This is a genomic window from Vibrio sp. 1CM8B (assembly GCF_023161685.1).
In the GTDB taxonomy this organism is placed as follows: domain Bacteria; phylum Pseudomonadota; class Gammaproteobacteria; order Enterobacterales; family Vibrionaceae; genus Vibrio; species Vibrio coralliirubri.
In genome coordinates this window covers 218,326-238,671 of record NZ_JALNTU010000001.1, presented here as the reverse complement: position 1 = coordinate 238,671, position 20,346 = coordinate 218,326, and the positions used below count along the sequence as shown (strand labels likewise).

General features: G+C 45.2%; 14 protein-coding genes. 4 read left to right on the top strand and 10 right to left on the bottom strand.

The window, feature by feature from the left end:
* Positions 1–536 precede the first annotated feature (536 nt).
* The 3 genes from MSG36_RS00960 (at position 537) to glgB (ending at position 7,712) form a co-directional block, all read left to right on the top strand.
* Positions 537–2,990 (top strand): glycogen/starch/alpha-glucan phosphorylase, encoded by a 2,454-nt coding sequence (locus tag MSG36_RS00960; protein WP_048610351.1) that lies wholly within the window; start codon positions 537–539, stop codon positions 2,988–2,990.
* 185 nt (positions 2,991–3,175) lie between these two features.
* Positions 3,176–5,356: a 4-alpha-glucanotransferase gene (gene malQ, locus MSG36_RS00955; protein ID WP_019821657.1), complete on the top strand. Its 2,181-nt coding sequence runs from the start codon at positions 3,176–3,178 to the stop codon at positions 5,354–5,356.
* Positions 5,357–5,531: 175 nt separating this feature from the next.
* The gene (gene glgB / locus MSG36_RS00950) at positions 5,532–7,712 is read left to right on the top strand and encodes a 1,4-alpha-glucan branching protein GlgB (RefSeq protein ID WP_248365828.1); all 2,181 of its coding nucleotides are present in this window, start codon (positions 5,532–5,534) and stop codon (positions 7,710–7,712) included.
* Between the two features lie 97 nt (positions 7,713–7,809).
* Here glgB and MSG36_RS00945 read toward each other — a convergent pair whose 3' ends face one another.
* From MSG36_RS00945 to MSG36_RS00920, 6 genes are all read right to left on the bottom strand, one after another.
* A complete protein-coding gene (locus MSG36_RS00945; protein ID WP_048609821.1) occupies positions 7,810–8,274 on the bottom strand; it encodes a TetR/AcrR family transcriptional regulator in 465 nt (154 codons plus the stop codon).
* A gap of 224 nt (positions 8,275–8,498) precedes the next feature.
* Positions 8,499–9,338 carry an energy-coupling factor transporter transmembrane component T gene (locus tag MSG36_RS00940; protein WP_048609820.1) on the bottom strand — a complete coding sequence of 280 codons (840 nt, stop codon included), beginning with the start codon at positions 9,336–9,338 and terminating at the stop codon, positions 8,499–8,501.
* On the bottom strand, positions 9,335–11,029 hold the full coding sequence (locus tag MSG36_RS00935; RefSeq protein ID WP_048609819.1) for an ABC transporter ATP-binding protein: 1,695 nt from the start codon (positions 11,027–11,029) through the stop codon (positions 9,335–9,337). Before MSG36_RS00935 ends, MSG36_RS00940 begins: the two co-directional genes overlap by 4 nt.
* Before the next feature lie 6 nt (positions 11,030–11,035).
* Positions 11,036–11,584 carry an ECF-type riboflavin transporter substrate-binding protein gene (locus tag MSG36_RS00930; protein WP_004732085.1) on the bottom strand — a complete coding sequence of 183 codons (549 nt, stop codon included), beginning with the start codon at positions 11,582–11,584 and terminating at the stop codon, positions 11,036–11,038.
* Positions 11,585–11,886: 302 nt separating this feature from the next.
* Positions 11,887–13,017, bottom strand: a complete 1,131-nt coding sequence (locus tag MSG36_RS00925; protein WP_048609817.1) for an HlyD family secretion protein — start codon at positions 13,015–13,017, stop codon at positions 11,887–11,889.
* Entirely contained in the window at positions 13,017–13,412 is a 396-nt protein-coding gene (locus tag MSG36_RS00920; protein ID WP_048610582.1) for a DUF3302 domain-containing protein, read from the bottom strand. The genes MSG36_RS00925 and MSG36_RS00920 overlap by 1 nt, the downstream gene beginning before the upstream one ends.
* 250 nt (positions 13,413–13,662) lie before the next feature.
* On the opposite strand from MSG36_RS00920, the gene MSG36_RS00915 reads away from it, so the two are divergent.
* Complete coding sequence (locus MSG36_RS00915) at positions 13,663–14,565, top strand: DMT family transporter (RefSeq protein WP_248365827.1); 903 nt, start codon at positions 13,663–13,665, stop codon at positions 14,563–14,565.
* Positions 14,566–14,637: 72 nt separating this feature from the next.
* Here the strand turns inward: MSG36_RS00915 and MSG36_RS00910 are convergent, their stop codons facing one another.
* The 4 genes from MSG36_RS00910 to deoD form a co-directional block, all read right to left on the bottom strand.
* Positions 14,638–16,218, bottom strand: coding sequence for a GGDEF domain-containing protein (locus MSG36_RS00910; RefSeq protein WP_050650985.1), 1,581 nt, complete (start codon positions 16,216–16,218; stop codon positions 14,638–14,640).
* A complete protein-coding gene (locus tag MSG36_RS00905; protein WP_248365826.1) occupies positions 16,218–17,687 on the bottom strand; it encodes a hypothetical protein in 1,470 nt (489 codons plus the stop codon). The genes MSG36_RS00910 and MSG36_RS00905 overlap by 1 nt, the downstream gene beginning before the upstream one ends.
* Before the next feature lie 186 nt (positions 17,688–17,873).
* Positions 17,874–19,343, bottom strand: a complete 1,470-nt coding sequence (locus MSG36_RS00900) for a lactate dehydrogenase (RefSeq protein WP_048610586.1) — start codon at positions 19,341–19,343, stop codon at positions 17,874–17,876.
* An 82-nt stretch (positions 19,344–19,425) separates the two neighbouring features.
* A complete protein-coding gene (gene deoD, locus MSG36_RS00895; protein WP_017061880.1) occupies positions 19,426–20,136 on the bottom strand; it encodes a purine-nucleoside phosphorylase in 711 nt (236 codons plus the stop codon).
* Positions 20,137–20,346 lie beyond the last annotated feature (210 nt).

Below are 20,346 nucleotides of genomic sequence, written 5' to 3'. Positions count from 1 at the left end.
TTCTGGAATATCCCAATCTATCGTTGAGTGCACTCCAATGACATTAGCCTAATTACTTAAGTCTTTACTCATATTACGTGAAGCAAAACGTTACCGACTACGATCCTCCTCAGAAACCTTGCGCTCCTGCATGTTTTTGGGTGTCTACGCCCTTTATTTGAGACTTTGCTCACGTTGCGGGTCGGTTTGTGAATGTGACTTCGTTCATCCCTACACGGGAATCTATGCAAAAGATGAGAGTTGGAAATTATTTTCGTGATCTGAATATCAGATTTGACAATGACTTTAATCTGGTTAAATAAAAGTCACATCAATTGAAGTTAAGTTATCGAACGGGAGCTTGTGATCTTAGTCACTCCAAGTTTTTGTTCGCAGTCAGAACATGAGAGTCAGATCACTAACCCTAAGTCGGTACGCCCCCTACGCCCTCCCATCTACTCCTAGTCAGTTGCATTAGCGGGAGGATGTTTAGTTTATGGTGACCATGCACGATATGTCACAGATGAATTAGAACTATTAAAAGCGAGATTTCTGAAATGAAACCAACTCAGCAAAAAACTTTCGATAAAGTGTCATTCCAAGAGAGTGTTAAGAAACATTTATCTGCAACCTACGCAACAACCGTTGAAACAGCAGACAGCCGTTCATGGTATCTAGCAATGGGTCGTGCTCTTGCAGAGCTAACGACTTTTGACCTGCTAGAAACTGAAAATGATGAAAAAATTAAGAACGCGAAGAGCGTTAACTACTTATCACTAGAGTTTTTGATTGGCCGTCTAACAGGTAACAACCTGATCAGCATGGGTCTATACGAACAGATCACTCATGCAATGGAAGAGCTTGGTCAAAACCTAACTGACCTTCTAGAAGAAGAACGCGACCCATCACTAGGTAATGGTGGTCTTGGTCGTCTAGCTGCTTGTTTCATGGATTCTTGTGCCGCTCAAGAATACCCAACAGTAGGCTACGGTCTTCACTACGAGTACGGTCTATTCAAACAATCTTTCCAAGACGGTCGTCAACAAGAAGCACCTGACGCATGGCGTGGTGTTGAAGGTTACCCATGGGAAGTAGCTCGTCCAGAGCTAGCACAACACATTGGTTTTTACGGTCATGTAGACGTTGAATTCATCGACGGTAAAGAAGTTCGTACTTGGGTTCCAGGTATGGAAGTAAAAGCAATGCCTTGGGATCTACCTATCGTAGGTTACGAGTCAAACACGGTTTACCCGCTGCGTCTTTGGGAATGTCAGGCAATCGCACCATTCTCACTAGCAAGCTTTAACAACGGTGATTACTTCGAAGCGCAACACTCGCTAATCGATGCAGGTAACATCACTAAAGTTCTTTACCCGAACGACAACCACGAGAAAGGCAAGACTCTGCGCCTAATGCAGCAGTACTTCCATTCAGCAGCGTCTGTTCGCGATATTCTACGTCGTCACGAAGCAGCAGGCTTCTCTCTAGAAGATCTGCCTAAGCAAGAAACGATTCAGCTTAACGATACGCACCCAACGATTGCGATTCCTGAGCTAATGCGCATCTTGATTGACGAGAAAGGTTTATCTTGGGACCAAGCATGGGAAATCAGTGCACATACGTTCGCCTACACGAACCACACACTACTTCCTGAAGCACTAGAGACTTGGTCTGAATCACTGATCAACCGTCTTCTTCCACGTCACATGGAAATCATTTTTGAAATCAACCACCGCTTCATGCAAGAAGTTCGCAAGATGTGGCCTGGTGACGGTGAGAAGCAAGCGAAGCTTTCTATCATCCAAGAAGGTTTCCACCGCATGGTTCGCATGGCAAACCTATGTGTGATTGGTTCTTACAAAGTAAACGGTGTAGCTGCACTTCACTCACAACTGGTTAAGAAAGACTTGTTCCCTGAGTTCAACGAAATCTTCCCAGGCAAACTGACTAACGTAACGAACGGCATCACGCCACGTCGTTGGTTGAAGTTCTGTAACCCAGGTCTATCTACGCTAATTACTGGCAAGATCGGTACTGAGTGGCCTGCAAAACTTGAGCAGCTAGAAGGCATCGCTAAGTTTGCAACAGACGCGAAATTCCAAAAAGAATTCATGGCTGTTAAGAAAGAAAACAAACAGCGCCTTGCTGATTGGGTTCAAGAGAACATGGGTATCGAGCTAGATACTAACGCTATCTTTGACGTTCAAATCAAGCGTCTACACGAATACAAGCGTCAGCACCTAGATTTGCTACACATTCTATCTCTGTACCACCGTATTCTTAACGAACCTGGTTTCGAGTGTGAGCCACGCGTATGTTTCTTCGCAGCGAAAGCAGCACCGGGTTACCACCTAGCGAAAGAGATCATCTTCGCAGTTAACAAGATTGCAGAGAAGATCAACAACGACCCTCGCATCGGTAACAAACTGAAAGTGGTATTCATCCCTGATTACCGTGTAAGCATGGCTGAAATCATCATCCCTGCAGCAGACGTTTCTCAGCAAATCTCACTAGCTGGTAAAGAAGCATCTGGTACGGGCAACATGAAGATGGCTCTAAACGGCGCGCTAACTATCGGTACGATGGATGGTGCAAACGTTGAGATTCGTGAAGAAGTGGGTGATGAAAACATCTACATCTTCGGCCTAGACGTTGATGGTGTTCAAGCACTGAAAGCTCAGGGCTACAACCCATACGACTACTACAATGCAGACCCACTACTGAAAGCATCTCTAGACCTACTGACTGGCGATGAGTTCACTCCAGGTCAACCAGGTCTTCTACGTGCAACGTTTGATAGCCTGCTAGATGGTGGTGACCCTTACCTATGTCTTGCTGACTTCGCCTCTTACGTGAAAGCGCACGAAGACATGGGCACGCAATACAAAGACCAAGCAGGTTGGGCTAAGAAAGCAATTCTTAACACAGCATTGGTTGGTAAGTTCACATCAGACCGCTCTATCCGCGACTACGTGAACAACATCTGGAAACTTGAAGCGGTTAACCGTTAATACTTCCAAAGTAGCCAAGGCAGTTTCTGCCTTGGCTCAATTAGCTTGTGAGCAAACGAAAGGCTTAAAGGTTTCGTTTATAAACAAGCTGCTTACAAACCGATTGTCACAAGCTAATTGATTAGTAAAAATTAAATTAACAACCCTACAAAATAGAAAGCGTCAGAACGTTTTCGGAGAGAGCGATGAAAGAACAGACCGTATTAAAACAAGTCGCAGAAATGGCAAACATTGCCGACAGTTACGTTAGTGCGTGGGGCGATGAAGCACAAGTATCAGACGAGACGATCACGTCTCTATTGGCTTCGTTGGGCTACGATACAAGCAGCGATGATGCACTGCTTAAGTCAGCAGAAAGAAAACACAAAAAAGATGTACTAGACCCAGTTCTTGTCTTGCGTGACGGTGAGCCAGTAGAAGTGGCGCTTAATCTAGGTGTAAGTGCTCGTGAAAGTGAGTTCAGCTGGCGCTTAGAAACCGAGCAAGGAGAGGTACTTGAAGGCTATCTTCAATCTCAAGTCGTTCGTGATGAGCGTGCCGAGGGTGGCCCTTTAGTGTTTGCATTGCCAAGTGATTTGGCATGGGGTTATCACAAGCTCATTGTGAGCCGTAAGCGCCGTAAGAAGCCTTACGAGATGACATTGATCATTACGCCAAAAGCATGTTTCAAGCAGTCACCAATCGAGCAAGGCAAAAAGCTTTGGGGACCAAGTGTTCAGCTTTATACATTAAGAACTCAACACAACTGGGGTATTGGTGACTTCGGAGACCTAAAACAATTGGTTGCTGATATCGCATCTCGCGGTGGTGATTTTGTTGGTCTAAACCCGATTCACTCATTGTTCCCTGCGAACCCTGAAGGTGCGAGCCCATACAGCCCGTCTTCTCGTCGCTGGTTGAACATCCTATACATTGATGTGAGTTCAGTTCCTGAATTTGCACTAAGTGCAGAAGCACAACAAACAGTCGGCAGCGCAGAGTTCCAACAGCGTCTACAAAAAGCGCGTGAAGCACACTGGGTAAACTACACCGAAGTGTCTGAGCTTAAGATGAGCATCTTGCCTCTGTTATTTGCAGAATTTAAGACTCGTCATTTAGACAAGAACAGCGACCGTGCTCAAGCGTTCTTAGCCTTCGTAGAAGAGGGTGGCGATAGCCTGATGCATCAAGCCGCGTTTGATGCTCTACATGGTGAACTGCACGCTGAAGATTCTGGCATGTGGGGTTGGCCGGTATTCCCTGAGAAGTACCGTACATTCGACAGCCCAGCGACACAGAAGTACATCAAAGAGAACCTAGAAAACGTTCATCTGTACATGTACCTACAATGGCTAGCAGATTGCCAGATCAACGATGCACAGTCTCTTGCAGAAGAGAAAGGTATGGCAGTTGGCCTGTACCGTGACTTAGCGGTAGGTGTTGCAGATTCAGGCAGCGAAACTTGGGCTGACGAAGGCAACCTAGTGATGGATGCGAGCATTGGTGCTCCACCTGATATTCTTGGTCCTTTGGGTCAGAACTGGGGTCTACCTCCCTTAAACCCAGAAGTGCTTCAAGAAACAAGCTACGACGCTTACATTAAGCTACTTCGTGCGAATATGAAGCACTGTGGTGCACTGCGTATCGACCACGTTTTAGGTCTACTGCGCTTGTGGTGGATTCCAAAGGGTGAGAACGCAACTAAGGGCGCGTACATCTACTACCCAGTACAAGATATGCTGTCGATTCTGGCGCTTGAATCTCACCGTTACCAATGTAGCGTTATCGGTGAAGATTTAGGAACGGTACCGGATGAGATTGTCGACATCCTAGCGGATGCTGGCGTGCATTCTTACAAAGTGTTCTTCTTCGAAACATCAGAAGATGACGGTGGTTTCATCTCACCAAAACACTATGCATCACAATCGATGGCGGCACTGTGTACCCACGATATGCCAACGCTTCGTGGCTTCTGGCACTGTGATGACCTGAAAATGGGCCAAGAGATTGGCTTATACCCAGATGCAGAACAACTAGAAACTTTGTTCGATGACCGTCTAGAGTGCAAGCAAGGTATCTTAGATTCAGTAGCGTGGCATGGTTTCCTACCAGAAGGTGTGGGCCGTGATGCGAGCCAAGTTCCGATGGACTCTTACCTTGCTGAGGCACTTCAACTGCATGTAGCGGCTGGTGGTTCAACACTACTGAGCGTTCAGCTAGAAGATTGGCTAGAGATGGACAAGCCGGTAAACATTCCTGGCACGGTCGATGAGTACCCTAACTGGCGTCGTAAACTATCAATGAACTTGGACGAAATATTTGCTCACGAAGGCGTTAATCGTATCGCTTCTAAGCTGACTGACGTTCGAGAAAAAGCAGGTAAGTAATGACGTTGAGTTACTTGAAATTAGGTGGTTTTTTGCTTACGCCATACGAAACTACAACCTCGGTCACTCAATAATGAATGCTCATCTGGTAGAATAAACCGTTGTTATATTGCCCGCACTAATAGCGGGCATTTTTGTATTATGTTTTTTGGATGTTTGGTTAGGGAGAAACGTTTTGGAACTAAGTTCGATTTCAAAGCAAAAACAAATATATACCCAACTATCACAGGCTTGTTTCACAGACCCATTCGCGTTTTTAGGGCCATACCTACCTTCTGAGCAAGGTGCATTACGTGTGTGGATTCCTGGGGCAGATAAAGTCGAGTTGATTGTTGGAAAGGAACCTCGTATTGAGTTAGCGCGAGAGGGTGAAAGTGGTTTCATTCTTAAGCAAGAGAGAGACTTACGTTTCACTCACTATAAGCTTGCGGTTGATTGGGCTGGCGTAGAACAGATCATCGATGATCCGTACCAGTACCACGATCTATATGCGAGTTATGAAGATCTTCATACACCGAAAGATATGTATCATCACATGGGGGCTCAGTTTATTACGCTAGAGCGTGATGGACAGACGATTTCAGGTACGCGTTTCTTGGTGTACGCACCGCATGCAACTGCGGCAAGCTTGGTGGGTAACTTCAACGCTTGGGATGGTCGCCGCCACCCAATGCAACGCCTAGATTACGGTATGTGGGGCCTATTCATTCCTGAACTGGAAGAAGGCGCTCAATACAAGTTTGAATTAAAAGGACCAAATGGCGAAGGCTTACCACACAAAGCTGACCCATGGGGTTTCTACTCTGAGCAATACCCATCGTTCTCATCCGTGACTTACGATCATGCTCGTTACGAGTGGCAAGATACTCAATGGCAGAATCGGCCTGTAACACAAAAGCGTAAAGAAGCGCTTTCGTTCTACGAACTTCACGCAGGTTCTTGGAAGCGTAACGCCGAAGGTGAGTTCTTAAATTATCGCGAGCTGGCAGCAGAGCTGATCCCATACTTAACGGATCTTGGCTACACGCACGTTGAGCTAATGCCAGTTTCAGAGCACCCATTCTACGGTTCTTGGGGCTATCAGCCAGTAGGTCTATTTGCACCGACTAGCCGTTTTGGTTCTCCAGATGACTTCAAATATTTCGTCGATCAATGTCACCAAGCGGGTCTAGGTGTTGTTCTGGACTGGGTTCCTGCTCACTTCCCAAGTGATGATCACGGCCTAGCAAACTTCGATGGTACGCCATTGTTCCATGATCCAGATCCGCGTCGCGGTTGGCATCAAGATTGGAACTCGTACATTTACGATTTAGGCAAAGAGCATGTTCGTCGTTTCTTAGTTTCTAATGCATTGTACTGGTTCGAGCAATTCCACATTGATGGCATTCGTGTTGATGCAGTCGCTTCGATGCTGTACCTCGATTACTCGCGCAGTCATGATCAATGGATACCGAATGCAGACGGCGGCAACGAAAACTATGACGCCATCGCAACTCTTAAGTGGATGAATGAAGAAGTGTACAAGCACTTCCCTAATGCGATGACGATTGCCGAAGAATCGACAGCGTTCCCAGGTGTTTCTGCACCTACCTTCATGGGCGGCTTGGGCTTTGGCTTTAAGTGGAACATGGGTTGGATGCACGATAGCTTGTCTTACATCCAAGAAGATCCAATCAACCGTAAGTATCACCACGATACGATTACCTTCCCACTGGTGTACGCACACAGTGAGAACTACGTATTGTCTCTGTCTCATGATGAGGTGGTTTACGGTAAGGGCTCTATCCACAACAAGATGCCGGGTGATGAATGGCAGCAAACGGCAAACCTGCGTGCTTATATGGGTTACATGTATGCGCAGCCGGGTAAGAAGCTGAATTTCATGGGTGCAGAATTTGGTCAGACGGCCGAATGGAATCATGACGACCAACTGCAATGGTTCTTGCTGGATTACGAACGTCATCAAGGTGTTCAGCGTTTAACGAAAGACCTGAATAATCTGTATCGCTCTGAAGCTGCAATGCACGATCTTGATTTTGATCCGAAAGGGTTTGAATGGCGTCTACAGGATTCTGCAGAAGCGAGCATTCTTGCGCATGAGCGTATCAGTGAATCTGGTGAGCGTGTATTAATTGTCTCTAACTTTACGCCAGTGCCTCACGAGCATTTCCGCTTAGGTGTTCCTGCAAAAGGTGAGTACTCACTGCTGTTGAATACAGACTCTGTGGACTATGCAGGCAGCGGTTTTGAAGTGAAGCAGACAGCTGAGATTGAATCAGTAGAAAGCGAAGGGTTAGACACTTCGATTGAGCTACGCTTACCGCCATTATCGACCGTTTTTTACAAGCTAAATTAGGTCTAGAAGTTGAGCAAGCCATCGCTGCTCACTTTTTTAAAGTCTAAAAAAGGGAACCCTAGGGTTCCCTTTTTCTATTTCAGTAAGCTGGTGAGTGTTACTTGAAGTTGGTGAGATAGAACATTGAGCGTCCGACTACCATTTCAAGGATTCGAACTGAGTCGTTGCCAAAACTATCCAACATCTTTTCACGAAATTCGCCGCTTGAGCTGAGGTTAAATTGCTCAGGGTTCTTTATTTGCGAAGCATGGAAAAACATCAATTTAATCACGTATCGAAACTGCTCATCATCGAGAGCGTTTTGCCAAGACTGGATAAAAAGCGCTTCCGATGAAAAGTCTAGACTGTCTATAACGATCGATAGCATGTGTTCGTGAAGTACTGAACGAATAGCGCGGGTCGACGGATAATAGCCCTGAAGCGTCGTTAAACTAATGCCAATTTCTTGAGCAATCCTTGCATAAGTTAGTGCTTCATGTCCTTCAGCCAGAAAAAGGTTTAGTACGATGTTATCGTAGTTTTTTTGATTTTCTAATTTCTGTACTTGAGTTATTCGAGCCATTACAAATCTCTATTGAGTGTAACATTCTGTAAACACAGTATATTAAGAGTTTCTGAATTAAATCTCAAACTCCAAGGGTAAATAACTGGTCAATTTATCGTTAAATATAGTCAGTATTGTGTCATTGGTTCAATTATCAATCAGATTTTGGCATAAACAAAAACACCGCCCTATTGAGCGGTGTGTTATTTAAAGTCTTTGTTTATCTTTGATAATTCAGATGACTAGAACGGATACCAAAATAACTGCGGCTCTAGAATGCGTTTCGCAATGGCTAACACCACGATAAAAGCGATGACACTTAAACAAACAAAATCGATACGTTTCAAAGGTGCATAGCTATACCAAGTGCGTGCTTTGTGTCGACCAAAACCTCGTAATGTCATTGCGTTAGAGATCTCGTCTGCGCGGTCCAAACTAGAGAAAATGAGCGGGCCTAGAACCTTAGCTACATTTTTGATTCGAGTAATTAGGGGCGCTTTCTTTGAAAGCTCTACACCACGAGCCTGTTGAGCATGCATGATATTGATGAAGTCTTTTTTAACTTCTGGCAAGTAACGCAGTGTTAAGCTGACTGCATAGGCGATCTTGTAGGGAACACCGATACGGTTGAGGCTAGCTGCAAACTCAGTTGGATGCGTAGTGAAGACAAAAATCAACGCTATCGGGAACATGCTCATGTACTTGAGCGTCACAGTGACTAAGTAAAACAGAGTCTCTTGGCTCAACGAGTAGTTACCCGGTAATGTCAGCAATAAGGTCTCGCTGCCGATGAGCTCAGTACCTTGCTGTGGAGCCAGTAGATACATGAACAGAGCATTTAGGCTTAATACACTCGCCGTTCCTAATAACAAAGGCTTATACACGCGTACAGGCACATTGGTCAGCTTTAGCAGGTATAAACCAGTCACAATAAGCAGTGCAATCAATCTTAGGTCGAACGTAGTTAAGACCACGGTTACCCAAGCTAAGAAGAGCGCAAATTTGGTGATGCCGTTGAGTGCATGAAGCGGTGATTTTGTATCAATGTAATTGATGCCGAATTTTACTTTTGATGCGTTCATTGAGCGCTTCTCTCGTAGTCGATGAAGTACTGCATAAACGCATTGGTGTCGTCGATTTTCATCATAGTCGCGAGTTCATAAATGCTGGTGGTACAAAGATTTGCACGTTCTAGAAGTGATGGTTGACTAAATACTTCCGTCATCGCTGCATTCGCAATCAACTTGCTGTCTGCGATTACGATCGAACGTGTGGTGTACTCGAGAACGAGGTGCATGTCGTGTGAGATAATCACAACGGTAATACCCAAATCACGGTTAAGCTTTTGGATGAATGCCAGCATGGATGTGTAGTTACGGTAGTCTTGACCTGCAGTCGGTTCATCCAAGATAAGAAGCTCAGGCTCCAGCACCAAGATAGATGCGATCGTTACACGTTTTTTCTGGCCGTAGCTCAGGGCTTCGATCGGCCAGTGGCGGAACTTACTCAGTCCACACAGCTCGAGAACATGCTCTACTTTTTCTGTGATCAGTTCTTCTGCAATGTTGCGGTTACGAAGACCAAAAGCAATCTCGTCAAAAATCATATGATGCGAGATCATATGATTTGGGTTCTGCATCACGACACCGACTTTCTGGCTTCTTTCAAAGATAGAAAGCTCAGATAGGTTTTCACCATTTAGATAGGAAGAGCCTGAATCGGCATCGATCACACCCATGATGAGTTTAGTGATGGTTGATTTACCCGAACCGTTTTTGCCCAGAATCGAAACGAACTCACCTTTGCCAATCTTGAAACTCACATCTTCGAGTGCGTTCTTCTCGCCGTCGTAAGAATAAGTTAGACCATGAACTTCGAGTAAAGGTGGGTACTGCTTCTCTGCTAACGGGGCTGGGCGCTCAGCAAACCATGCTTGAACAGCAGGGCGGAACCTTTTGTAGTCTAAAGCTTTGAGGTTTGACAGCTTGTCTTCGCTGGTTAGTGGTGCTTTCGCCGCCTTAAGCGCTGATAAGTAAAGCGGTTCACGAATGCCGTGTGTATCAAGTAATTCAGAAGCCAAGATTTCATCGGGTGTCGTGTCAGCAACGATTTCACCACGCTCCATTAAGATCACGCGGTCGATATCGCGATGTAGGACATCCTCGAGGCGGTGCTCGATAATCACGATGGTCTTGTTGGTTTCTTTATGCAGCTGATCAATGATCTCAATCGTTGCCTTACCCGTTTTCGGGTCAAGGCTTGCTAGAGGCTCATCAAACAGCAAGATATCAACGTCATCAACTAAGATACCCGCTAACGATACTCGCTGTTTTTGACCACCAGAAAGGTCATGAGGTGAACGTTCAAGCATGTCCGCTAGGTCGACCATTTTTGCCGTCGACTTAACTAACGGGTACATGTCAATGTTCGACATCAACTGGTTTTCGAGTGCGAAAGCGATATCTTCACCGATACTCAAACCCACAAACTGGCTGTCAGTATCTTGTAATACCGTGCCGACTTGCTCGGTATAATCGTGCATCGAAAACTCAGAGATATTCTTGCCGTTTATCTCTAAAGAGCCCGTCACCTCACCTTTGATTGCATGAGGTATCAGACCATTGAGACACTGACCTAGGGTAGATTTACCACTACCACTTGGCCCAATAATGACGATTTTCTCTCCTTTCTCTATCCTTAGATTGATATTTTTTAGCGTCGGTTTATCCAGCGACTCATATCTAAAAGAGAAGTTCGAAAATGCTATAGTCATTATCGCTTATGCCTCAGTCAGGTTGCGGCTTTGTTTGTTGCGTTTAGCGACTGATTTTAAGATCAGGAAGCCCACAACAGCGATCAGAACGGTGTTACCCGCTGCGATGATAGACAGTTGAGTGAAGACTTTAGTAAACGGTTCTGCGTATAGGATGGTGTCGAGGAACGCAGAGCAGCCATAGCCAACAACGTTACCTGCAAGGGCCAGTATCACGAACAACACAAAATCTTTCATTGGCAGCTCGCCTTGTTGAAGACGGTTCTTAGTCATCATAGGGAATAAGCCGATAACCATACCTACGATACCTGAGCCTAAAACCCAAGTTAACCACACGCCCCAGCCTGCGAACAGATCCGTTACCCAGTGACCGATAAAGCCAACTAAGAAGCCAACAATTGGGCCGAACAAAACAGAAAACAGTGCTAGGACTGCCATCGCTGGTTTCAATGTCGTGTTCGCAAACACTGGGACACCAAACATAGGTAAACCACCAATGCCGTACAGTGCCGCGCCAATGGCAATAACGACCACTGTTTTAGCTGAAAAGTTCATAGATAACCTCGAATACTGAAAGATAAAGCTTAATAAAGAACGAATATTCGCCATTATTAATATGCGTCTCAATGAGAACGTTTTTTGGGCAAATATAAAAAATAAGGCGCGCATTATACAGTAGAACCCTTCCATAAGGGAAGGTAAGTGTCTAGATGTCTAAAATTCCATCTGAACACCTAAATATCGTGTAAAAAGCGCAATTTTACGGTTAATCAAGCAACAAAAAAGCCAGAGCGGGTCTGGCTTTTTCATTCGTCTTAACAATGTGTTAAGCGGGTTTGTCACATATCTACGCCCGTTTAGTGGTCTAGGTATAGATAGTTTTGCCAACTCTTCATGCGAATAAGGACCTTACGCATGATAGACACGTGAGTGAAGCTGTCAGAATAAACGGCAACTTCAACCGCGGTACCCATAGGTAAATGGTAGTCAGACAGATCATCAGTGATGCTCAATTTAACAAACACACGACCACTGGTACGCAACGCATCAGTACCTAGAAGCGCGCCTCTAGCTTGGAATTGGCTCTCACCAATAGCTGGAATCACTTCATCAATACGTCCTTTAAATATTTTCCCTGGCAATGCTCTAAACAGGAACTCAGCTTCGTAACCCGGTTGTAGGCGTTGTAAGGAGTTTTGTCTGAACGCTGCGGTATAGAACTGCTCCTCTGTGTGAACAAACGTCATCACAGGAGCTAAGGGAAGCGGCACTGCCATAACGCCTGGGCGCAATGCTAGTTGCGTAACGTATCCGTCAGTGGGAGCTCGAACCACGGTTTGTTCTAAATCAAACTGAGCTTTACGCAATTCGGCCAATAAGCTTAAAACGGCTGTATTCTCGCCACCAATTTCAGACTCTAGGGCAATTTGTGCTTGTTCTAGATTAGCATCTGCCACTTTCACGGCGGCTTCTGACGCCTTGTAAGCTTGTCTGCGAGTATCTAATTGTTGCTCGGTAAAGGCTCCGCTGTCATAACCGCGCTTGTAACGAGAGAATTCACGTTGGGCTTTATCCCTCTCTGCGATGGCTTTGATTTTTGCAGCCTCAGCTTCAGCCACTTCAGATTCCATTCCAAGCGCACCTTGGCTTGCTTCCTTTACTTTAGCTTCTAATCTTGCAACTTCAGCTTCGAATGGAACTGGGTCGATTTTGAAAAGAATATCCCCTTCCTTTAGAGGTTTGTTTGCCTCTACTGGCACTTCGATAACTTTACCCCTAACGCCTGAAACGACTGGTGTTGTTGAGTAAACTTGATTACCAATTTGCGTGAAAGGGTGGTTGTAGTTCATCAGTAGGATCAAAGTACCTATGATGACGACACCACCAAGAACGGCGGTAGGTACTGTCCATTTATTGAGCGGGATATTAAATACTTTGAAGATGGTGATACAAAGTGCCGCATAGGTCATTATCAGCAGTAAATCCATTACTTAGCCTCCTGATCTTGAACGTTGTTTGTCTCTTTCTCTGGACTGTTTTGCTCAGCACCAGCTTGCTTGAGCTGTGCGATTTCTTCCTGAAGGGTACTCACTTGATCGATGAGAATATCGACGCGATGATGAATATCGTGTTGCTCTTCTTCTAATTTAGCGAAGCCCCAACCACGATCTTTACGCCACAGCGTTGCCCAGATCCAAAGGAAGGGCCAGATAGCGTGTAAGGTGAATAGGCTAACCCAGCCTGAGACATGAATCGCATCTTGATGAGGGTGGTTACGTTCTTTCGCAATTTCATAGGGAATATCGTGAATAACGATGATGCCGTAAAAGATAACCAATGCTACGAAAATCAGTAGACCGAGTGCAAAGTAGTCTAAAAACATAACAGATCCTTGTAATGTTAGATATTAGTTATAAATATACTACGCTATCATCCAAGTAATTGTTATAAAAATGATTTACCGAGTTGAAAATAATGTGTTGTCGCTTCTAATGCGAATAAAAGCATTGATGAATCTTATAAATTCTCATCGCGTTTGAAGAGGCTATTTCGGCTTTCTGGTTGGTATTTAAGCTGAAATGATGACAGTTAAGATTCTAAATGACGAGCATAACCACAAGGGACAAATACGGATGTATATAGGTGAATTGGCGGCCATTGGCGCTGCAATTGTGTGGGCATGTGCGACATGGATCTATGGGCAATTTGGACATCGCTTTTCTGCGATGCAATTGAACATTGTTAAGGGTGTAGTGGCGTCAGGGATGATGTTGCTGGTGATGCCTCTTATCCCGATGCCGGAGTTTGAACTGAGTACCAACCATTTTCTGATACTGGCAATTTCAGGTGTGATTGGCATTGCGATTGGAGATAGCGCCTATTTTGCAGCGTTGAAAAGAATCGGCGCCAATAAGACGCTGTTACTGGAATCTTTAGCCCCACCTCTTTCTGGTGTGCTGGCTTTAATGTTCCTTGGCGCTGTATTGACAGTGCAAAGTTGGCTCGGTGTTGTGATTACAACATTGGCGGTGACCTTCGTTGTCTTTCAGCCATCAAAATCGGCGAGCGGTGAATCGAATGACCAAGCGCAGTGGGGTGGCATTGGTTATGGACTTGTGGCGAGTGTCTGTCAGGCATCTGGTGTGGTTATTTCTCATTACGCGTTAGTGGCGGGCGACATTCCACCATTGTTAGGTGCACTGATTCGCCTGACGATTGGCGTATTTGCCGTGATGCTGATTATCCCTTTTGTTGAAAAGAAGCCGTATTCATCGATAAAAAGAGATTTATGGGAAATGACCAAGCTCGATAAACTTTGGTTATTAGGGGCAATCTTTGTCGGGACGTTTCTCGCTCTATGGCTTCAACAAGTGGCGCTGAAAAATGCTAACCCTGCGATTGCACAAACGTTGATAGCGACCAGCCCGGTCTTTATTTTGGTGATTTATGCGCTGAAAGGTGAGAAGGTGTCACAGCAAAGTATCATCGGCACGCTTGCCGCCCTTGTGGGAATTTCTTTGTTCTTTTATCAATAAGATGTTGGCTTTAGCTACAGAGCTACAGAGCTACAGAGCTACAGAGCTACAGAGCTACAGAGTGACATGCCACTATTCTGTACACACTTGGTTACGGCCGTTGGCTTTCGCTCGGTATAGCGCTTTATCGGCACGGTAGAAGGTACGTTGAGTATTCTCTCCGTCACGATGCAAAGTGATACCGATACTCACGGTCAAACCGCGCTCCCCAAGTATTTCATGCCATCCAAATTGGAAGATGCGCTCTCGATAATTTTCAGAGTGCATTTCCGCTTTAGGAAGATCAGTGTTCTCTAGAATGACGAGGAACTCTTCTCCGCCAAACCTGACACACGACGCGCCTCTAAACTTAAAGTATGAACGCAGCTCTTGAGACACACTAACAATCGCTTTATCACCCACTAAGTGACTCAGTTCATCATTGATAGACTTGAAGTGGTCAATATCGATAACCATCAGTGCGAAAGAGGTATCGTGCAGCAGCATGTCTTTCAATTTCACATCTAACCAGCGACGGTTGTGTAACCCTGTCAACGGATCGGTGAATACGTCTTGTTGAAGCTGAGCCACCGCATTCTTGTGTTGTTCAGTTGTCTCTTTCAGCTCTTTGTTCTCTTGTTCAGAGAGAATGAGTTTGAGTTGTAATTCAAAACGGGACAGGCGGCGTAGTTGGCTTGCACCGAGTTCACTGATCGGGATCTGCTTCATCAGATCGGTTTCAATTCGGTAGCCTTTTTTCTCATAGCTTAGCGCTTCTTGAAAACGCCCTTGATTCATACATACATCACTCAGCGAATCGTAGAATCGCTTTGCAAGCACTGGCGATGAGTATGCTTTCACACGCTTGTCTGTGCTCGATAAGATCATGCTTGCATAGTCTTGCTTTCCTATTGCACTTAGGCAATGTGCTAACTCTAGTCGAGTCATGGTCGCAAGCCAGCTTGCTTGAGTGCTGTTGGCTGGGTATTGAACTTTAGACAGACAGCGTAGCGCTTCGTGGTATTTTTTCTTAGCGCGCAGCACCTTCGCTTGGTAAAGCAATATTTGAGCTGTGAGCAACTTGTCACTCACCAAAATACTCAGTTCTTCGCACTCATTCAGTAAATCGCTGGCTGCAGTAATGCGATTGAGTAGAAGCAAGCTTGCTACCATATGCAGCTTGAATTTGAGGCGAAGTGAGCGACTGCTTATCGCGTGGTCTATGCTGCTGATTTTTTGATAGTAGCGAAGAGCTCTGTTGTGATCGCCATAGGAATCACACAGGTTGCCCATGCCTAAAATGGCTAATACATACTCATCGATATGGCCGTGTTCAACCGCGATTGTCGATGAACTGACGAATTCATTGAGTGCTGACGTGTAATCACCAATTTCAACTAAGCGGTCACTTAGGCTGGTTTTGACTGTCAGAATGTCTTCGATATCGGCAGGTAGGTGGAGCAGATCGAGTGCTCGTCTCAACTCTTCGATACTGGTTTGATTTTGTTGTAACTCGGCACGGTATTCAGAGCTAATGATATAGCAGTGTGCTTGCTCTGTTTGCGTTGTCGAAACGTGCTGACGAATGTGGTTCCAGAAGATGATCGCTTCTTCACCTGATACTGATGAAGGGTCTAAACCGGCGTCTGTGATCTTGCTTAATAGAGTTTCCATTATTCTATTACCTCAGCATCGTCTTCTTCGAGTTGTTCAAGCGTGAACGGGAACGTCAAAATATCATTGAGGTTGACGGTCGGTTTCGAACCCTTTAATCCTTTTCTATGCCATGGATAGATATCGAGCATGGTGCTGAGAGTTTGGAAGGTTTGTTCTGCGGCTTCGCCTTTCTCGGAAAGCATAAGAGCCACACGTTCAGAGCTTAGCCTTGCGATGAAGTCATTCTGGTTACATAAAGCATGAGCAATCTCGGTACAGACATCTAAGTAATCAGTATCGACATGATGGAACATAATGATGCTGTGGTTCGAGCGTTTAAGCTCTGTCTTAAACAGTACCAACTTTTCCCACCAAAAGGTTTCAGAGACAACGTAAGAGAGGTGCTTCTCAGGATCGTACTCGTGCTGACCACGAATACGGTTAATCAGTTTTCGCGCCCTCTGCTCTAGCTGGCGTTTTGAACTGCGCGCTTTATCTAACCCAACACGTGTCGTTTGCTCTTTGAGCATGCCGATAGAATATTGACGGTACTTTTTAAAGGCGACGAGCGCGGCTTGGAAGTCTTGGTTTTCTTCCGCCACCAAGGATTGTTGGTAACAGATTTGGCTCAGCAACTCGCCATTATCGAACTCGTTTGCTGATTGTTCTGCGAGCCTCAGTAATTCCGCCGCTTGTTCTGGTCTTTTTCTCAGGAGCTCTAATCGCGCTCGGCTGATGTATGAGTGCGCCTTCATCCAAACTAGGTTGTGTTCAACTGCCAGATTGTGCGCTTTGGCCGTGGCGCGCTCTGCTTCATCTAAGCGTTCAAGACCAAGTAGGGCGAGGCCTCTAAAGTCCCACACCTCTGCATGCCAAGTGTTATCTTTATGGTCTTTTAATGCTTCTTCTGCACCGTCCAATACCGACAGCATTTCAACATAGTTGTTGAGCAGGTAGTAATCCCACGCGAGCAGTATTCTGGCTTTGCCCTCTAACCAACCAATGCGGCTGTTGTTAGCCACTTTCACGGCAAGCTGGTGGGTTGAACGTGCAAGTTTATATTCGTGGGTCATTCGCCAAATATTGCCAAGGCCAATGAGGCATTCAATTTGAATTTCGACTTCATCAACCAATGCGGACTGTTCTAAGGCATTGATCCAAAACTGTTGGGCGGAGTAATACTTGGCTTGTCCCCAGAACTGGAGCGCGTGTAAATGGAGGATTTCAGGGAGAAAAAGGTCGGTATCTAATCGGCTTTGGCGCTTGTAGGCTTCCTTGATGTATTTTAAACCTTTTTGGTAATCCATCAGGTTCCAGCTACATCTTGTCATTAACATTAATGACTGGATGGCACCCTCTTCAAACAGAACTTGCTCTGATCGGACTAGGCACTGCTGGGCAATCTCTAGGATCACCGACGGCTCAGAGTCGACACGAGTTTTAAGTTTTTCTAATTCTGTTTCAAGAAGGTACTGATTTTTGTCCAAGACTTACATCCATGATTATCGAACATATTGATAACACAATCATTATAAGAGTGTAATTAGAGATAAGCACCAATTATCTTTCTTAGAGCGTCAAAGGAACATTGATCTTTTCTAATTATGGGTGTTACCTCATGTTGTCGCTTTAAAATCAATGAGTTCCCGAATAATTACCTAGAGGCTTTGTTGCTATGAAAGTAGTTGCTTTAGAGTTAATGGCAGCTCCGCTACGCCTAAGCGTTGTGCTGCCGTGAGCCCTTGCTTATCTTGGTAGCACAGATTGTGCCAAGCTCTAAATATGTCGAGCAATGGAAGAATGCCCCCAGGACGAAGCTTACGTCTGGGCTCATTAATAAAGCTATCAAATAACAGCTGAAAGCGCTGTTGATAGAACTTAGTTTGTTGAATTGAGGCCGTGTTAAACCACTGTTTTGGTTCTGGATTGTTACCGGTTAGGTAGCAGATACCTTTCTGGTTATCACCCTGATTCGCAATAGCCCAACGATCTCGCCACCAACTCATGTGAACGATGTCGATCTTTTCAAAACTTTGATCGTCTTGCCAGCCAGAATCTTCCTCGACATACATAAGGTCAATATTTTGACTCTGAATGCGCGGCAAACATACGCTCAAAGCGGCAGATCTTAGTAATGGATCTTGTGGCATATAGATGGCGACATGCTTGTCTTCGTTACACATATCCAACACATGTAAGAAGTGAGCATAAGAGGTATAAGGCGGTCGAATGAGTGCGCCTTTTGAAGGGTAGCTAAATGTGGTGAGGTTACCCATAGGGTCCTCAACGTTACCTCTCGCAAGAATCACTTGGTACTGCTGTTCAATGCGCTCTTTTAGTTTGTCAGAGGGCTGAGGCAGTTCGAGATTTGCTTCTGAAGAGTGCTCCTTGGATACAAAGCGTGCCACATCATCATAAGGGTTGTGGTCGACGTTTCCTGATGGTTCTTCATTTTGAGAGTAGTTAACGTGTTGGCAAAGTATATAGCCAGAATGCGCCTCGCCCGTCGCTATCCACACCACACCGTTGTTACTTTGTGGTTGAAGACGCTGGTAGTGAGATGCGAATTCGTAATCTTTCGCATGGTTAACCCATCGTGCATCGATCATCGCTAATTTACGACGACAACGGCTCGCGATATGGTCAACATGATCATAGAAAGTCTTTGGGTTGATCTCTAATTTTCGGCAGATTTCACGTACGGAATAGCCCATGAACAGTAAGCCCATGAGGTTCTCTTGAAATTGGAGTTTTTTATTGGATCCAGACCATTTATCAACGAAGGTTGATTGGCAGTCTTTGCATCTATAACGCTGCCTGTCGCCACTGTAGCCGAAGGCATGATAAAGATGTTTGTGGGTATGAACCGATAAGCCGAAATTATCGCAGTCATCATTACGACAAGCAGGAAGCCCATCGCTGTGAAGTTGTCTTAGGCGATGAAGTTCGCTTAACACTTCACGATTGTTAAGTAAGGGGGGGAAAGCTCCACATTCACGACAAACCATCGCTGGACGCTTAGGGTTCGCGTGTTGCAAAACATACCGTTTTGCATCGCTCAAGCCAAAGTTGTCACACGCCAATGTTTTACAAAAGTTGAGTTGCAAACCATCCGCATCTTTTGGCAGCTTGTCGTTAGACACGATCTCCCCCTCGGGATTATTTGAGCAGCCAAGCGAGCCTGGCTGCGGGGTAACGCTTTTCAATGTATCTTTTATCAAATCGTTAGATGTTGATTGCTGTCTCTAGAGCAACTTTCATCATGTCGTTGAAAGATTTTTGACGCTCTTCAGAACTTAGTTTTTCACCACGGATGATGTGGTCAGATACTGTTAGGATAGTTAGTGCTTTAGCACCAAGGTCTGCAGCAACGCCGTAGATACCAGCCGCTTCCATATCAACACCTAGGATGCCTAGCTTTTCCATTTTTTCGAAAAGGTCAGCTTCTGGAGTGTAGAAAAGGTCTGCAGAGAATACGTTACCAACTTTAACTGGAACTTCTTGTGCACGTGCTTGGTTTACTGCTTCTTCTAGAAGACCGAAATCAGCGATAGCAGCGAAGTCGTGGTTGTTGAAACGAATGCGGTTTACTTTTGAGTCAGTAGATGCACCCATACCGATAACAACGTCCATTAGTTTAACGTCGTCACGTACTGCGCCACAGCTACCTACGCGAATTACGTTTTTCACGCCGAACTCAGCGATTAGCTCGTGTACGTAGATGCAGCATGATGGGATACCCATACCGTGGCCCATTACAGAAACTTTCTTACCTTTGTAAGTGCCTGTGTAGCCAAACATGTTGCGAACGTCACAAACTTGCTTCACGTCATCAAGGAATGTTTCTGCAATGTATTTTGCGCGAAGCGGGTCGCCCGGCATAAGTACTGTTTCTGCGAAATCACCAGCTTGAGCATTAATATGAGGTGTAGCCATGGTCGTTCTCCAAAGTTTAAACGGTAATTATAGGAACAGGATTTAATCAATTACCGATTCTGTTGAATTGAATTCGTTTTGTTGAGGCAATATTAGCGAGTTAGAACGTGGCTCCATGAGACTTTAGTCACAAAATAGGTCCGTCATTATAGTTTTATTAATATTGATAACCAAATCTGTTGAAAGCGTAAAGGCAATCGATTTTGTATG

What these genes read in the sequence shown, in the direction of transcription:
- MSG36_RS00940 (WP_048609820.1), bottom strand. Translation starts at nt 9,338, where the DNA reads ATGAACGCATCAAAAGTAAAATTCGGCATCAATTACATTGATACAAAA.
- MSG36_RS00910 (WP_050650985.1), bottom strand. Translation starts at nt 16,218, where the DNA reads ATGGAAACTCTATTAAGCAAGATCACAGACGCCGGTTTAGACCCTTCA.
- MSG36_RS00925 (WP_048609817.1), bottom strand. Translation starts at nt 13,017, where the DNA reads ATGGATTTACTGCTGATAATGACCTATGCGGCACTTTGTATCACCATC.
- MSG36_RS00920 (WP_048610582.1), bottom strand. Translation starts at nt 13,412, where the DNA reads ATGTTTTTAGACTACTTTGCACTCGGTCTACTGATTTTCGTAGCATTG.
- MSG36_RS00930 (WP_004732085.1), bottom strand. Translation starts at nt 11,584, where the DNA reads ATGAACTTTTCAGCTAAAACAGTGGTCGTTATTGCCATTGGCGCGGCA.
- MSG36_RS00945 (WP_048609821.1), bottom strand. Translation starts at nt 8,274, where the DNA reads ATGGCTCGAATAACTCAAGTACAGAAATTAGAAAATCAAAAAAACTAC.
- MSG36_RS00935 (WP_048609819.1), bottom strand. Translation starts at nt 11,029, where the DNA reads ATGACTATAGCATTTTCGAACTTCTCTTTTAGATATGAGTCGCTGGAT.
- MSG36_RS00915 (WP_248365827.1), top strand. Translation starts at nt 13,663, where the DNA reads ATGTATATAGGTGAATTGGCGGCCATTGGCGCTGCAATTGTGTGGGCA.
- malQ (WP_019821657.1), top strand. Translation starts at nt 3,176, where the DNA reads ATGAAAGAACAGACCGTATTAAAACAAGTCGCAGAAATGGCAAACATT.
- MSG36_RS00960 (WP_048610351.1), top strand. Translation starts at nt 537, where the DNA reads ATGAAACCAACTCAGCAAAAAACTTTCGATAAAGTGTCATTCCAAGAG.
- deoD (WP_017061880.1), bottom strand. Translation starts at nt 20,136, where the DNA reads ATGGCTACACCTCATATTAATGCTCAAGCTGGTGATTTCGCAGAAACA.